The sequence below is a fragment of the Nonomuraea sp. NPDC059023 genome (assembly GCF_042740095.1).
Lineage (GTDB): Bacteria > Actinomycetota > Actinomycetes > Streptosporangiales > Streptosporangiaceae > Nonomuraea.
This window is the reverse complement of the sequence record NZ_JBHYIO010000012.1, coordinates 192,819-207,987: the sequence shown is the minus strand read 5'-3', so window position 1 is coordinate 207,987 and position 15,169 is coordinate 192,819. Positions and strand designations below refer to the sequence as shown.

At 74.6% G+C, this 15,169-nt stretch carries 13 protein-coding genes; 11 read left to right on the top strand and 2 right to left on the bottom strand.

Going from position 1 to position 15,169, the window contains the following annotated elements:
* The first annotated feature begins 1 nt into the window (after nt 1).
* The gene (locus tag ACFWYW_RS22205) at nt 2–1,126 is read left to right on the top strand and encodes a M20/M25/M40 family metallo-hydrolase (RefSeq protein ID WP_379620979.1); all 1,125 of its coding nucleotides are present in this window, start codon (nt 2–4) and stop codon (nt 1,124–1,126) included.
* Between the two features lie 12 nt (nt 1,127–1,138).
* On the opposite strand, the gene ACFWYW_RS22200 is transcribed toward ACFWYW_RS22205, so the two are convergent.
* Nucleotides 1,139–1,927, bottom strand: a complete 789-nt coding sequence (locus ACFWYW_RS22200) for an alpha/beta fold hydrolase (protein ID WP_379620981.1) — start codon at nt 1,925–1,927, stop codon at nt 1,139–1,141.
* A gap of 95 nt (nt 1,928–2,022) precedes the next feature.
* Between ACFWYW_RS22200 and proS the strand changes: the two genes are divergently transcribed.
* Both proS and ACFWYW_RS22190 read left to right on the top strand, forming a co-directional pair.
* Nucleotides 2,023–3,456, top strand: a complete 1,434-nt coding sequence (gene proS, locus ACFWYW_RS22195; RefSeq protein ID WP_379620983.1) for a proline--tRNA ligase — start codon at nt 2,023–2,025, stop codon at nt 3,454–3,456.
* A gap of 64 nt (nt 3,457–3,520) precedes the next feature.
* Nucleotides 3,521–6,769 carry a BTAD domain-containing putative transcriptional regulator gene (locus tag ACFWYW_RS22190; protein WP_379620985.1) on the top strand — a complete coding sequence of 1,083 codons (3,249 nt, stop codon included), beginning with the start codon at nt 3,521–3,523 and terminating at the stop codon, nt 6,767–6,769.
* On the opposite strand, the gene ACFWYW_RS22185 is transcribed toward ACFWYW_RS22190, so the two are convergent.
* Nucleotides 6,762–7,976 carry a serine hydrolase domain-containing protein gene (locus tag ACFWYW_RS22185; RefSeq protein WP_379620987.1) on the bottom strand — a complete coding sequence of 405 codons (1,215 nt, stop codon included), beginning with the start codon at nt 7,974–7,976 and terminating at the stop codon, nt 6,762–6,764. The two genes, ACFWYW_RS22190 and ACFWYW_RS22185, sit on opposite strands and share 8 nt — an antisense overlap.
* A gap of 135 nt (nt 7,977–8,111) precedes the next feature.
* Between ACFWYW_RS22185 and ACFWYW_RS22180 the strand changes: the two genes are divergently transcribed.
* From ACFWYW_RS22180 to ACFWYW_RS22145, 8 genes are all read left to right on the top strand, one after another.
* A complete protein-coding gene (locus ACFWYW_RS22180) occupies nt 8,112–9,128 on the top strand; it encodes a hypothetical protein (RefSeq protein WP_379620989.1) in 1,017 nt (338 codons plus the stop codon).
* 66 nt (nt 9,129–9,194) lie between these two features.
* Nucleotides 9,195–9,575 (top strand): hypothetical protein, encoded by a 381-nt coding sequence (locus tag ACFWYW_RS22175; protein WP_379620991.1) that lies wholly within the window; start codon nt 9,195–9,197, stop codon nt 9,573–9,575.
* A gap of 66 nt (nt 9,576–9,641) precedes the next feature.
* Nucleotides 9,642–10,886, top strand: coding sequence for an alpha/beta fold hydrolase (locus tag ACFWYW_RS22170; RefSeq protein ID WP_379620993.1), 1,245 nt, complete (start codon nt 9,642–9,644; stop codon nt 10,884–10,886).
* Nucleotides 10,883–11,455, top strand: coding sequence for an RNA polymerase sigma factor (locus ACFWYW_RS22165; RefSeq protein ID WP_379620995.1), 573 nt, complete (start codon nt 10,883–10,885; stop codon nt 11,453–11,455). Before ACFWYW_RS22170 ends, ACFWYW_RS22165 begins: the two co-directional genes overlap by 4 nt.
* Nucleotides 11,452–12,237 (top strand): zf-HC2 domain-containing protein, encoded by a 786-nt coding sequence (locus tag ACFWYW_RS22160; protein WP_379620997.1) that lies wholly within the window; start codon nt 11,452–11,454, stop codon nt 12,235–12,237. Before ACFWYW_RS22165 ends, ACFWYW_RS22160 begins: the two co-directional genes overlap by 4 nt.
* Nucleotides 12,234–13,070 (top strand): ABC transporter ATP-binding protein, encoded by an 837-nt coding sequence (locus ACFWYW_RS22155; RefSeq protein ID WP_379620999.1) that lies wholly within the window; start codon nt 12,234–12,236, stop codon nt 13,068–13,070. Before ACFWYW_RS22160 ends, ACFWYW_RS22155 begins: the two co-directional genes overlap by 4 nt.
* Nucleotides 13,067–14,494: a hypothetical protein gene (locus ACFWYW_RS22150; RefSeq protein ID WP_379621001.1), complete on the top strand. Its 1,428-nt coding sequence runs from the start codon at nt 13,067–13,069 to the stop codon at nt 14,492–14,494. Before ACFWYW_RS22155 ends, ACFWYW_RS22150 begins: the two co-directional genes overlap by 4 nt.
* A complete protein-coding gene (locus ACFWYW_RS22145) occupies nt 14,485–15,168 on the top strand; it encodes a hypothetical protein (RefSeq protein WP_379621003.1) in 684 nt (227 codons plus the stop codon). Before ACFWYW_RS22150 ends, ACFWYW_RS22145 begins: the two co-directional genes overlap by 10 nt.
* Nucleotide 15,169: the final 1 nt, after the last annotated feature.

The following is a 15,169-nucleotide window of genomic DNA, read 5'->3' as shown; positions in this document are numbered from 1 at the left end:
CATGGAGTCCGGACGCCTTCTGGAGCGGTTGATCGCCCTTGACTCCGTCAACCCGGACCTGGTGCCCGGCGGGGCGGGCGAGAGCGCCGTCGCCGGGTACTGCGGCAAGTGGCTGGCCGGGCGCGGCTTCGAGGTCCACCGGCTGGAAGAACGTCCGGGCCGCCCCTCGCTCGTCGCCGTCGCCCGCGGCACCGGCGGCGGCCGGTCGCTCATGCTCAACGGCCACCTCGACACCGTGGGTACGGCCGGCTACGACGGCGACCCCCTCGGCCCGCGCGTCCACGACGGCAAGATGTTCGGCCGGGGCGCGTTCGACATGAAGAGCGGCATCGCGGCCATGATGATCGCCGCCGCCCGCGCCCGCGACGCCGGGCCGCGCGGTGACGTCATCCTGGCCTGCGTCGCCGACGAGGAGCACGCCAGCTTCGGCACCGAGGAGGTGCTGAGGTCCTTCACCGCCGACGCGGCGATCGTCACCGAGCCGAGCCATCTGGAGGTGACGCTGGCCCACAAGGGCTTCGCCTGGTTCGACGTGGTGATCGAGGGCCGCGCCGCCCATGGCTCGCGGCCCGACCTCGGCGTCGACGCCATCGCCAAGGCCGGCCACTTCCTGATCGCGCTGGAGCGCCTGGGAGCGCGGCTCGCGCGGAGCCCGTCCCACCCGCTGCTCGGCGCCGGAACCGTGCACGCCTCCGTCATCCGCGGCGGCCGCGAGCCCTCCACCTACCCGGCCGAATGCCGCGTCACGGTGGAGCGCCGCACCGTCCCCGGCGAGGATCCGCGGGCGGAACTGACCGCCCTCCTGGACGACCTGGCCGCCACCGTCCCCGGCTTCCGCCACCGCCTGAAGCCCGGCCTGCGCCGCGACCCGTTCGAGGCGGACCCGCAGGCGGAGGTGGTCCGCGCCGTGACCCGCCACGCACAGGCCGTCCTCGGCCGCCCGCCCACGGTCCGCGGCGAACCCTTCTGGACCGACGCCTCCCTCCTGGACCGCGCCGGCATCCCCTGCCTGCTGTTCGGCGTCGACGGCGGGGGCGCGCACGCGGACGTCGAGTGGGTGGACCTCGCCTCCCTGGACCACCTCACCGACGTCCTCACCCGCGTCATCACCGACTTCTGCGCCTGAGCCGACCGCGCCCTACTCGGGCATCGGGGCGTCCAGGTAGGTCAGCACGACGTCACGCACCACGTCGGTGTGGCCGAGTCCGTTGAAATGGGTCGTGCCGGGGAAGACCGCCAGCTGTGAAGCGGGCACACCGACGAAGTCGCCGTTGACGTCGCCGCCGCGCAGCCGTAGGAACTCCACGGCGTGATCGAGCTTGACGGCGTCGCAGTCGCCCACGGTGATCAGGGTGGGTGCGGCGATGGCGCGGACGTCGTCGTCCGACCAGCCGGCGAAGCCGGGGTCGAAGGCGCCGAGCTTGTCCAGCAGCGTCTGCAGCCGCTCCGGGTGCGGCGACTTGGCGAGATAGTCCTGCTCCATGGGGGTGCCGGCGATCATGTCGACGGTCATCTCGCCCACGGCGTCGGTGTTCTCAGAACGGTCCCCGCGAGGGTGGAAGGACACCGACGAGATGATCGCCTTGCGCACCAGCTCGGGATGGCGGATCGCCAGATGCAGCGCGACCGCGCCGCCGACGCTGAAGCCGAACACGTCCGCCCGCGGCACGTTCAGGTGCTTCAGCAGGCCCACGACGTCGGAGGCCAGGTCGGCCACGGTCAGCGGCCGGTCGACGTCGTTGGTGCGCCCATGCCCCTGGAAGTCGGCGGCGATGACCTGGCGGGTCGCGGCCAGGCCCGGGATCAGCGCGCCGAACTGCAGGTCGATGTTGAACAGACCGCCGTGCAGCAGGAGCAGCGGCGTCCCGCCGGAGCCGTGGATCTCGTAGTACATCTGCATGCCGTTCACCGGCGCGTACCCGGTCATGATGTCCTCTCTTCGGGGAAAAGTGACTACCCACCGTACGGCAGCACGCGAGAAAACCAGATGACCCCGGCCCTCCGCCCTCCTAACCTCCCTGCATGGGACGTGACGAACGCGGTGTGACACCTCAGAGCGAGGACTTCTCTGCCTGGTACAACGAGCTGGTGGCCAAGGCCCAGCTCGTCGACCGGGGACCGGCGAAGGGCACCATGGTCATCCGACCGTACGGCTACCGCCTGTGGGAACTCCTCCAGGGAGAGCTGGACCAGCGGATCAAGGACACCGGCCACGAGAACGCGTACTTCCCGCTGCTGATCCCGGAGAGCTACCTGCAGCGCGAGGCGCAGCACGTCGAGGGCTTCGCGCCCGAACTCGCGGTCGTCACGCACGCGGGCGGCAAGGAGCTGGAAGAGCCGCTGGTCGTCCGGCCCACCTCGGAGACGATCGTCGGCGAGATGATGGCCACCTGGGTGTCCTCCCACCGCGACCTGCCCTTGCTGCTCAACCAGTGGGCGAACGTCGTGCGCTGGGAGCTGCGGCCCCGGATGTTCCTGCGCACGACGGAGTTCCTGTGGCAGGAGGGTCACACCGCGCACGCCGACGCGGCGGGCGCGATGAGCGAGACGATGCTCGCCCTCGGCCTGTACACCGAGGTCTGCCGCGACATCGCGGCGCTGCCCGTGGTGCCCGGTGAGAAGACCGAAGGGGAGCGGTTCGCGGGCGCGGAACGCACGTTCACCGTCGAGGGCATGATGCGCGACGGCAAGGCGCTTCAGTCCGGCACCTCCCACTACATGGGGACGAACTTCGCCAAAGCCTTTCAGATCCGCTACACCTCGCCCGCCGGGCGGCTCGAATGGTGCCACACCACGTCGTGGGGCATGACCACGCGGATGATCGGCGCCGTCGTCATGACGCATGGCGACGACAAAGGGCTGGTCCTGCCGCCCCGGCTCGCGCCGTACCAGGTCGTGATCGTCCCGATCGGCCGCGGCGAGGAGGTCACGGCCGCCGCCCGCGACCTGGCGGACCGGCTCAAGGCGGCCGGTGTCCGCGCGCACGTCGACGACCGCGACCATCTCTCACCCGGCTACCGGTTCAACGACTGGGAGCTGCGCGGCGCCCCGGTCCGGCTCGAACTCGGTGCGCGTGAGCTGGAGTCCGGCACCGTGGTCATGGCCAAGCGGCTGGGCGAGGAGGGCAAGCGGACGATCCCGCTCGGCTCCGTCGCCGCGATCATGCCCGGCATGCTCGCCGACTTCCAGGCCTTCCTCCTGCGCCGGGCCACCGAGTTCCGCGAGGCCCGCACCCGTACCGTCGGCACCTGGGAGGCGTTCGCCGACGCCGTCACCACGGGCTGGGCCTCGGCCCTGCACTGCGGCCGCGCCGTGTGCGAGAACGACATCAAGGCCGAGAGCGCCGCCACGCCGCGGTGCGTCCCGCTCGACGCGCCGCCCGACAGCGGCGCCTGCGTCCGCTGCGGGCAGCCCGCCGCCTACGGCAAGCGCGTGCTGTTCGGCCGCTCCTACTGACCCTCACCCCCGTCGGCCCTCTCCTGGTACGGCGGGCCGCGCGCCCTCTGACACACTTCTGGCCATGGCCAAGGAGACCGAGGCGGGCGCCGGGGCGCGGGTGCGGGTCGGCGTGCTCGGTCCGCTGACGCTGGAGACCGCCTCCGGCCCGACGCCGGTCGGGGGCGCCCGGCTGCGGGTGCTGCTGGCCCGGCTGGCGCTGGAGGCCGGGCATGCCGTACGGCCCGCCGCGCTGGCCGAGGACCTGTGGGACGAGGCGGCGCCGGAGGCTCCCCTGCACGCGCTGCAGACGCTGGTGTCGCGGCTGCGGCGCCTGCTGGGCGACCCGGGACTGCTGACCTCGGGCCCGGACGGCTACCGGCTGGCCGTCGAGCCGGACGCGGTCGACGCGCTCCGGTTCGAACGGCTGGCCCGCCAGGCACGGCGTTCGCCCGCCGAGGCCCCCGCCGTCCTGCGTGAAGCCCTGAGCCTGTGGCGCGGCCCCGCCCTGGCCGACGTGCGCGCGGCGCCGTTCGCCGCCGCCGAGGCGGAACGGCTGGAGCGCGCCAGGCTGGCCGTCCTGGAGGACCGGATCGAAGCCGACCTGACGCTGGGCGCCGACCCCGACCTGGTCGCCGAACTCGACGCGCTGAGCGCCGCGCACCCGGTGCGCGAACGCCTGCACGCCCAGCTGATCCGGGCCCTGGCGCTGACCGGCCGCGGCGGCGAGGCGCTGGCCGCCTACGAGCGTGTCCGCGCCCTGCTCGCGGAGAGTTTCGGCACTGATCCCGGCCCGCACCTGCGCGAGGCCCACCTGGCGGTGTTGCGCGGCGAACGCCGCCGCCCGCCCGGCAACCTGGACCTCCCGCTGACCAGCTTCGTCGGCCGTGACGACGACGTGCGCCGCGTGGCCGCGCTGCTCGGCCGGGTCCGGCTGGTCACGCTGACCGGTCCTGGAGGGTCGGGCAAGACGCGGCTGGCCACGACCGTCGGCAGGCGGCTCACGCCGGCCGGCGGGGTGTGGTTCGTCCCCCTGGCCCCGGTCGGCGCCGGCGACGTGCCCCGGGCGGTACTCGACCGGCTGCGGGCCCGCGAGCAGCCCGGCCCGGCGCGGCCGGTCGCCCCGGAGGGGATCGTGGACCGCCTGGCCGGCAACCTCGCCGGCGACGACGTGGTGCTGGTGCTGGACAACTGCGAGCACGTGATCGAGGCCGCCGCCGCGCTCGCCGCGACGCTGCTCGGCCGCTGCCCGGGACTGCGGGTGGTGGCCACCAGCCGCGAACCCCTGCGGATCGACGGCGAGAGCCTGCACCCGGTGCTCCCGCTGGAGCTGCCGGAACCGGGCTCGACGGCCGCGCGGGCGCGCGCCTGCGCCGCGCTCCGGCTGTTTCACGACCGGGCCGCCGCGGTGAAGCCCGGTTTCACCCTGGAAGGCGGCGCGCTGACGGCCGCGGTCGAGATCTGCCGCCGCCTGGACGGCCTGCCGCTGGCGATCGAGCTGGCCGCGGCCCGGCTGCGCGCCCTGCCGGTCGAGGCGGTCGCGGCCCGGCTCGACGACCGCTTCCGGCTGCTGAGCGGCGGCAGCCGTACGGCGTTGCCGCGCCATCAGACCCTGAGCGCGGCGGTGGCGTGGAGCTGGGACCTGCTCAACGGCGACGAGCGGACCTTGCTGGAGCGGCTGGCGGTCGTGCCCGGCACCTTCACCGAGGACGCGGCGGCGGCGATCGGCGGCATGGACGACGCCGGCGAGCTGCTGACGGCTCTGGTCGACAAGTCCCTGCTGCACCCGGCCGAGTCCGCCGACCCGCTGGAGCCGCGCTACCGCATGCTGGAGACCATCCGGGAGTACGGGCTCCAGCGCCAGGAGCGGCCCGGTGCCGTCCGCGACCGGCACGCCAGGTTCTTCCTCCGGCTGGCCGAGACCGCCGACCCGCACCTGCGCACCGCCGGGCAACTGCGCTGGCTGGCCCGCCTCGGCGCGGAGCGTGACAACCTGGCGGCCGCGATCCGGTGGGCGGCCGAGTCCGGCGACGCCGATCTCGCGGTACGGCTCGGCGTCGCGCTGAGCTGGTTCTGGTTCCTGCGCGATCACCCGCCGGAGTCGCTCGACCTGCTCGGCCGGGTCCTCGATACCCGCGGCGCGAGCGATCCGCGATCCCGCGCGCTGGTGGTCGCCGCGCACGCGCTGGCCACCACCGAGACCATCAGCGGTCCGGACGAGGGCGCGGCGGCCTTCGCCCGGATCAGGACGGCGCTGGAACAGGCCGCGCCCGGCACGCACCCTCTTCTGGACATGGCCGGGCTGGCGCTGGCCGTGGGCTCGCGGGCCGGCCTGCCGAGCCCCTCGGGCGAGCCGACGGATCTCTGGAGCCGGTCGCTGACCCTGCTGGTCCGCGGCGTGCTGACCATGAACGGCGGGCACCCCGCCGAGGCGGCGCGGCTGCTGGCGGCGGCGCTGGCCGGGTTCGAGGAGGTCGGCGAGCGGTGGGGCCTCGGAACCACGCTGAGCACCCTGAACACGGCGCTGCGCCGCAGCGGCGACCCGGCCGCCGCGCTGGGGATGGCCGAGCGGGCGGGCCGCTGCTTTCGGGAACTCGGCATGGCCGAGCACACGATGGAGAGCGAGGTGGCCGCCGCGACGCACCTGGCCGAGGCCGGTGACGTGGAGGGCGGGCGGCGGCAGCTCGCGTACCTGCTGGAGAGGGCCGGGTCGGCGGAGTCGCGGGCGCAGGTCCGCCTGGGGCTGGCCCGGCTGGAGTGGCGGGCCGGGCGGCTCGACGCGGCGCGCGAGCATGCCGGCGCGGGGCTGGCGGAGGCGGCGCCCGGCCGGTCGACGCCGCACCTGGCCGCGCTGCTGCTGAGCGTGCTCGCGCACGTGGACGTCGCCGAGGGCCACCCCGAGCGGGCGGTACGCCGGCTCGACCACCCGGCGGTGCACGTGACGCTGACGTGGAACACCCCGGTCGCCGCCGCCATCGCGCTCGCCCTCGCGGCCATCGAGCTGTCCCGCCCGCCCGCGGCCGGTGGTGGCCAAGCTGGGCCGACTGGACAGCGGGACGGGGCCCAGCTTGATGACCGCGAGCAAGCAGGGCAGCGGGTCCGGACACCGTTTGATCATCGTGAGCGGGCGGGGCGGCTGCTCGGGGCCGCCGTCGTGCTGCGCGGCTGGGACGAGCCCGGCGACGCCGACGTGCGGACGATCACGCGGCGGGCGACGGAGGCCCTGGGGGCCGCCGGGTTCGCGGCCGCCCACGCCGCGGGGGCGGCGATGTCGCGGGCCGAGGCCGAGAGCCTGGTGTCCGCGATCATCACCGCGCCCGCGCCGGTCAGCTAGCCCGCGGCTTGCCGAACATCGTGCAGGTCACCGCGCTCTGCAACGCCTGGGCCGCCTTGGCGATCTTCGGGTCGGACTCGAACTCGGCCCAGTACTCCGTCGCGATGACCACGCTCGCCGTGCGGCCGCCGGTGCGGTCGGTGAGGGTGGTGGTCAGGTAGCCGGGCATGCCGCCGTCGTGACCCCAGAACGTGCCGCACGGGGTCGTGCCGGTCTGGACGCCCAGGCCGTAGCCGGGCCCGTCCGGCCGGGCGGGGTCCACCGGCACCGTGGCCCGCATCTGGGCCAGCTGGGCGGCGGGCAGCAACTTGCCGGACATCAGCGCGGTGGAGAACCGGGCCCAGTCCTGGCTGGTGGACACCACCGCGCCGGCCGCCGCGCCCCACCCGGGGTCGTGGCCGGAGACGTCCACGTGACCGTGGCGGCGCGGCCCGGCGAGGTTCCTGAACCCGGCCGGGACGCCCGGCGGCATGTGGGCGGCGTCGCGCTCGTAGCCGCGGGCATGGGAGCCGCGCCAGGTGCCGTCGGCCGGGTAGTAGGTGTGCTCGAGTCCGAGCGGGCGGGCGATCCGGTCGCGGACCAGCCCGGCCAGGCTCTTGCCCGTGGCCCGTTCCAGGACGGCGCCGATGGCCGCGTACCCGGTGTTGCTGTAGGACCACTTCGTGCCCGGCGCGAACAGCGGCGGGTGCTTCACCCCCACCGCGAGCAGCTTGTCCGAGGTCCACCGCCGCCGGTCCTTGCCGAGCATGGCCGGGCGCAGGGCGGCGTCCTGGGTGTAGTCGAACAGGCCGCTGGTGTGGTTCAGCAACATGCGCAGCGTGATCTGCCTGCCGTTGGGCACCTTGCCGGGCAGCCACTTGTCCACCGAGTCGGTCAGGGCGAGCTTGCCCTCGGCGACCAGTTGCAGCGCGAGGGTGGCCGTCATGACCTTGGTGTTGGACCCTACCCGGAATTCGTCGTCGGCTTTGAGCAGGTGATCCCGCTGGGTCCAGGCGGCCTGCTCGGCGATCTCGACGGGCCTGCCGCGGCCGTCGTCGACCCGCACGATCACACCGGGCGCCCCCGCCTCCACCAGGTCGCGCGCCAGCCGCTGGAGCTGGGCACGCCGCTCCTCGGCACTCGTGTACGGCGTGGCGGCGGCCGGGACCACCGCCGTCAGACCCACGACCAGCGCGGACGCCACGACAGAAAGGACACGTTGCGACATTGACCGGTTCCTCCGGGTGATAGGTGAAACGAACGACCCCACCCTCCAGCCCCCCACTCACAGACCGCACACAGCACGCTTTCAGCCCCGGGAACGCGCGATAGGCTGACCGCCCCCGAGCGGAGAGGGAGCCGGATGCGGGTGGCGGCCGTCATCGTCCTGCTGATCGCCTGCCTGTCGGGCGGCGGGCCGCCGAGGCCGGTGTGGGAGCTGACGCTCACCCAGCGGGCCGCCGTCCAGTCGATGGCGGCGACCGCGTCCGGGCAGGCGTGGCTGATCGGCAAGGACGGCGCGCTCCAGCGCTGGGACGGCCGGGCCTGGGCCCCGGCGGGCAAACCACCGCGCTTCTGGAGCGAACACGGCAGCCTGGTGACCTCGCCCGCCGGTGACGACCTGTGGCTGTTCGGCGGGGAGCAGCCGCTGCAGTGGCAGGGCCGGTGGGTGAGCAGGCCCTTCCCGCGCGGGGAGTTCGCCGCCGGGCCGCAGGCGGTGGCCGCTCGCGACCGGGTCTGGGTGGGCGAGCAGGGCGGGCCCGAGGACTGCGTCTGCGTCGGCATCCGCTACTGGGACGGCACGCAGTGGCGCGACGTCGCCACCGGCGGCGACCAGAGCTTCGACACCCAGTTCACGAAGGTGGCGCCGCCGTGGCTGGTCAACCACGAGGGGATGCTGCGGTGGGAGAACGGGCGGCGGCGGCAGGTCCCGCCGCCGGTGACCTCGTTCGGGTGCCGTTCGTGGGAGGGCTATGCGATCGAGCGCCTGACCTCCGGCCCCGGTGGGGCGTGGGCGGTGGCCCGGGTCGCCAGGCCGGAGGCGTCCTGGTGCCTGGGTCATCACGCTGAGCTGCGGGTACTGCTGCGCTGGGACGGCGCCGCCTGGCGGCAGGTCGAGCTTTCCCTGGACGGGACCGGGGTGGCGGGGCTGGCCGTGGACGCGGGCGGCGGGTTGTGGCTGGCGGCCAATCCGGGCGGCCGGCCGTACGTGCTGCGCTGGGAGAAGGGCAGGTGGCGCAGGACGGTTCTGCCGCGCGGGACCGGGATCGCCCGGATCGCCCCCGAACCCGGCACGGGCCGCCTGTGGGTGCAGGCACAGGACGGCCCGGACACGCTGATCTACCGCCTCACCGCAACCACCCCCGTTCACGGCGGCTGACCCGCGGACATCGGCCACGATCGGGCACCATCCGCCCCCAAGGTCATCACCGGGTAAAATGCGGCAATGGTGCGAGCGTTGGCGGTCGTGGGCGTCCTCATCCTCGGGGGCGTCATGGTGGTGGCCCTGGTGGCCTTGCGCGGCACCGGCGACCCCCGGCTCAGCGCCGCGTCCGCCGAGATGGAGGCGGTCGCCCGCACCATGCGGGACGGCGAGCTGCTCGGCCCCAGGACCGTCGGCGGGATGGCGTTCGAGGAGGTCCGCCGCGAGCAGGGCGTGGTCGTCTTCCAGGAGGGCGAGAACCTGTCCAGCCCGTACGGCTACGCCTGGAGCCCCCAAGGTGATCCGGCCCGGCGCCTTCAGGACGTGGTGTGGTCGGACGACCACGTCGATCATTCCTTCGAGCACCTGCGCGACGGCTTCTACTCCTGGCAGGGACGGCGCTGACGGGCCCAGCCTGTCGCGGAGGATCCGGGCGAGAGCGGTCAGGCGGGCTCCAGCACACTGGAGCGCATGAACCACACCAAGGTGCTCTTCCCCGGCTCCGGTGGGGAACCGCTGGCCGGCCGCCTGGAGCTGCCCGCCGGGCCGGTGGCGGCGACGGCCCTGTTCGCCCACTGCTTCACCTGCGGCAAGGACTCCGTCGCCGCCTCACGGATCTCCCGTGAGCTGGCGGCGCGCGGCGTGGCCGTGCTGCGCTTCGACTTCACCGGCCTGGGCCAGTCGGGCGGCGACTTCGCCAACACCACGTTCACCTCCAACGTCGGCGACCTGGTGTGCGCGGCCGGCCATCTGCGCGAGACGATCGGGGCGCCGGGCATCCTCATCGGCCACTCCCTGGGCGGCGCCGCCGTCCTGGCGGCGGCGGACCTGATCCCCGAGGCCAGGGCGATCGTCACCATCGGCGCGCCGGCCGACACCACGCACGTGGAGCACCTGCTCGGCTCCTCGAAGGCCGAGATCGAGGCGAGCGGGGCAGCGGAGGTGGTGCTGGCGGGCCGGCCGTTCCGGATCAGCAAGGAGTTCCTGACCGACATCAGGCGGCAGGACCAGCACAAGCGCATCGCCGGGCTGCGCCGCGCGCTGCTGGTCATGCACGCGCCGCAGGACGAGCTGGTGGGGGTGGAGAACGCCCGGCTCATCTACGACGCGGCCCGCCACCCCAAGTCCTTCGTCTCCCTCGACGGCGCCGACCACCTGCTCACCGACCGCCGGGACGCCGCCTACGTGGCCGACGTCCTGGCCGCGTGGGCCGGCCGCTACATCGACGCCGCACCGGACACTGACGCCGCACCGGACGCCGACGTCGAGCCGGGGGTGGACGGCGAGCCGGGGGTGGTCACGGTGGCCGAGACCCGCACGGGCAGGTACCGGCAGTCGGTCACGCTGGGCCGCCACCGCCTCATCGCCGGCGAGCCCCGCTCCTTCGGCGGCGACGACTCCGGGCCGGGCCCCTTCGACCTGCTCCTGGCCGCGCTCGGCGCCTGCACGTCGATCACGGTCCGCATGTACGCCGACGCCAAGCAGATCCCGCTCGACCACGTCGCGGTGTCGCTGCGCAGGAAGGGCAAGGACACCATCGTCAAGGACCTCGCCCTCACCGGCGACCTGAGCGCGAAGCAGCGGGACAAGCTGCACGAGATCGCCGACAAATGCCCGGTGCACCGCGCCCTGACCAGCCCGCTGACCATCGAACGACCCACGCGCGCGCACCTGTCAGAACCGCCGGGCACGGACGGTGCGATAGACCCAGCGTGAGACCGTTCCCCTTCCGCCGGCGCACCGCGCCCGACGTCGGCGCCGACAGCACCGACGCCGAGCTCGTCGCCGCCGTCGCCGCGGGCGCCACCGCCGCCCTGCGCCTGCTGCACCAGCGGCACGCCCCCTGGCTGCGCGCCCGGCTGGCCCGCCGCTGCGCCGACCCGGACGCCGTGGACGACGCGCTGCAGGAGACGTTCCTGGCGGTGTGGCGCTCGGCGGCCCGCTTCCGCGGCGACAACGCGGCCGGCTGGCTGTGGACGATCGCGATCCGGCGGCTCATCTCGGCGCTGCGCGGCAGCGGCGGGCGCTGGATCGGCTCGGGCGTCGAGCCGGACGACGCCTCGCCGGTCGCCTCGGCCGAGGACGTGGTGCTGCTCAACGTGGAGCACGGCGACCTCGGCAGCGCCCTGACCAGGCTCTCGCCCGAGCTGCGGGCCGTCATCGAGGCCACCGTCCTGGACGGTCTGACCACCAAGGAGGCCGCCGGTCTCCTGGGCATTGCGGAAGGCACGGTCAAGACCCGCGCGATGCGGGCCAGGGCCCGGTTGCGCGAGGAGCTGTCATGAGCTGGCACATCCCCGATGACCTGCGCGCACGCTATCTCGACGGGGCGCTGGAACCGGCCCTGGCCATGTCCGTGGACGCGCATCTGGGGCGGTGCGCGGCCTGCCGGGCGGCGGTGCCGTACGAGCGGGACTGGCTCGAAGGGTCCTGGGCCCGGCTGGAAGCCGAGCTGGTCACGGCGCGCCCGCGGCTGACGGAGAGAGTGCTGCGGCACGGCGGGGTGCCGGACCATCTGGCCAGGCTGCTGTCGGCGACGCCGACGCTGAGCCGGGCGTGGCTGGTCGCGGTGGTGGCGGTGCTGGGGTTCGCGGTGCTGGCGGCGCGCGAGCAGGCCGAGCTGCTGCCGGCGTTCCTGATCGTCGCGCCGGTGCTGCCGCTGGCGGGCATCGCGCTCGCCTACGGGCCGCGCGTCGATCCCGCCCACGAACTGGTGGCGGCGACGCCGATGTGGGGGCCGCGGTTGCTGCTGGCCCGGGCCACGGCGGTGCTGGCGGTGTCGGTGGTGCTGGCCGGGCTGGCCTCGCCGCTGCTGCCGGCGCCGCCCGGGTTGAGCGCCGCGTGGCTGCTGCCCGCGCTGGCCGCCGCCGCGGGCTGCCTGGCCCTGTCCAACCGGCTGCCCGTGCCGATCGCCGCCCTCGCCGTCGGCGGGGCGTGGCTGGCCATCGTCGGCGCGGGCGGCCTGCTCGGCGGCTGGATCGCCGTCTTCGGCCCGGCCCCGCAGATCGGGTACGGCGCCGCCGTCCTCCTGCTGACCTACCGCTTCTACCGAGTGAGCACCCGATGATCCAGATCAACGGCCTGACCAAGACCTACGGCGCCAGACGGGCGCTGGACGACCTGCACCTGACGCTCGGCACCGGCGTGACCGGCCTGCTCGGCCCCAACGGCGCCGGCAAGACCACCCTGCTGCGCTGCCTGGCGACCACGCTGGCGCCCGACGCCGGCACGGTCGAGGCGTTCGGCCTGGACCCCGCCGAGCGCGCCCAGCGCACCGCCCTTCGCCGCAGGCTCGGCTACCTGCCGCAGAACCCCGGCGCCTACCCGCACTTCACCGCCTTCGACCTCGTCGACTACGTGGCGATCCTCAAGGAACTGACCGACCGCGCGCACCGCCACGCCGAGGTACGCCGGGTGCTGGCCGAGGTGGACCTCACCGATCAGGCCGGAACGAGGGTCCGCAAGCTGTCGGGCGGCATGCGCCAGCGGCTCGCGCTGGCCCAGGCGCTGCTGGGCGAGCCGGACCTGCTCATCCTGGACGAGCCGACCGTGGGCCTGGACCCGGAGCAGCGGATGACGTTCCGCGCGCTGGTCTCGCGGCTGGGCGAGAGCCGTACCGTGGTGCTGTCCACGCACCAGACCGAGGACGTCGCCGCGTTGTGCGAGCGGGTGGTGGTCATGCGCGAGGGGCGGGCGGTCTTCGACGGCACGCCCGGCAAGCTCGCCGCGGTCGCCGAGGGCCGGGTGTGGCTGTCGCCGGCGCCGCCCGACGGGGCGCGGCTGTTCTGGAAGACGGCCGACGGCCGCTACCGTACGCTCGGCGCGCCCCCGCCGGCCGCGGACGCGGCGCCGCCCGGTGTCGAGGACGGCTACCTCATGCTGCTCGGGGAGGCGGCGTGACGCGGCGGCTGCTGTGGTTCGAGGCGCGGCGGCTGATCAGGCATCCGCTGGTGTGGGGGGCGAGCGTGCTGGTGGTGGCGCTGCAGACGTACCTGAGCCGCGACGGCCAGCCCGACCTCACGATGGATCCGGTCAACGCCACGGGGCTGTTCACCTGCCTGGGCGCGGCGGTGCTGGTCGTGGCGAGCCTGGCCGCCTCGCGCGAGGGCCGGCACGGCATGCCCGAGAGCCTGGCCGGGCTGCCCGGCCGGGCCGAGCACCGCACGCGCGCCCTGCTGCTGGCCGTCCCGCTGGTCGCGGGGCTCGCGGCGGCGCTGGCGATGGGCGGCTACCTGGCGATCCGGCTGCTGAGCGGCCCGGCCGGGGGCCGGCTGGACGTGGCCGAGCCGCTGACGGCGGTGGCCGCCGCGGTCCTGGCCGCCACCGCGGGGGTGGCGGTCGGTCGCTGGGCGCGGTGGCTGATCGCCGGGCCGATCGTGGTGGCCGTGCTCGGCTTCCTCATCTTCACCAACCCCTCCAACGGCCCGGCGGGCTGGCTGCTGCCGGTGATGCAGGTCCACCGCCCGGACTGGCCCGACCGCCCGTCGCTGGTCCACCTGGTGTACGTGCTCGCCGCCGCGGCCCTGTTCGCGGCGATCGCACTGCTCAAGCATCGGGTACGGCCGGCGCCCGCCGTGGCCGCGGTGCTGGCCCTGGCCGTCGCGGTGCCCGCGGGGGCCACCGCGGCGTCCACCCCGGCACCGGCCCCGTTTCCCACGACCGTGGACCATGTCGATTCCCGCGTCCGTGAGCGTTACTTCGGCCCCGCCGCCCACCGATGCGACGTGCGCCGGGGGCTGACCTACTGCGCCTTCCCCGGCTACGAGCCCTGGATCCCGCTGTGGGAGCGGGTGGTCGGCCCGGTGATGGCGGCTCTGCCCGCCGCGCGCCGCGCCCAGGCGCCCGCGGTCCGGCAGGTGAGCCCCACCTGGAACTTCGTCACGCGGCCGGCCGCGATCGGGGCGCCGATGAGCTGGGGCCACCCCGACCAGCGCAGGCTGCTGGCCGAGGACGCCGCGTTCTGGGCCACCGGGCTGAACGACTCGGCCGCCGCCCACCACGACCCCCGCCTGCGCATGCTGTGCGACGTGCGCGGCCAGGCGCGCACGGTGGTGGCGCACTGGCTCATCGGCCAGGCAGCCCCGCCCGAGGCCCGCAGGGAGCTGTACGTCGAGCGCGATCTGGGGCGGCGGTCGGGCCTGGACTGGGGTCCGGCCGAGACCGGCTACGCCACGCTCCTGCTCGCCGTCCCGGGCGCCCGCGAGAAGGTCGCGGCCCATTGGGACACGCTGATGAAGCCAGCCACCACGATCGACCAGGCCTTGCCGCTGCTCGGGCTGGAACGCCGGTTCACCGCGCCGATGGGAGCAACACCGTGCTTGTGACCGCCCGCCCCGAGGCCGCCACGTTCAAGGCCTCCCTACCGTCTCGCTTCCGGGTGGCGCTGCTGCTGGTGCGTCCCCTCGCCCGTGCGATCGACTGGGCGCCGCTGGCCGTGGTCGCCGTCTTCACCGCGGCGCTGGTGAGCCTGGTGGGCTTCGGTCAGGTGCTGCCCGGCGGGGACGCGCTCGTGCTCATGCGCGTCTGCGGCACACTGCTGGGCGCGGCGGCGGCGTTCGGGCTGGTCGACGCCATGTCCGCCGATCTCGGGGCGGCCGCGGTCCCCCGCTGGGTGACTCAGGCGTTGCGCTGCCTGCTGCCGGGCGGCGTGGCGATCGCGATCTGGCTGGCCGCCTTCGCCTATGTCCTGACCCGCCTGCCGGACGGCGCGTTGTTCCCTGTCGGCGACCTGCTCATCGAGGTGGGCGTCTGTCTCGGCATCGCGCTGGCGGCGGCGGCGAGCGCGGTGCGGTTCGCGCCGGGGCGGCAGGCGGCCATGGCGGCGGTGGTGGTGCAGATGGCGCTGGTGCTGGGGACCGTCCTGCTGCCCGAGCAGGTCCGGCTCTGGCCGCCGACGTGCGGGTTCGGGTACTGGGACCAGGCGCACCTGTTCTGGCTGGCGATGCTGCCGCTGCCGTACCTGTGGCTGATCCTCGCCGGGCGCGACCTGCGACGCTGAC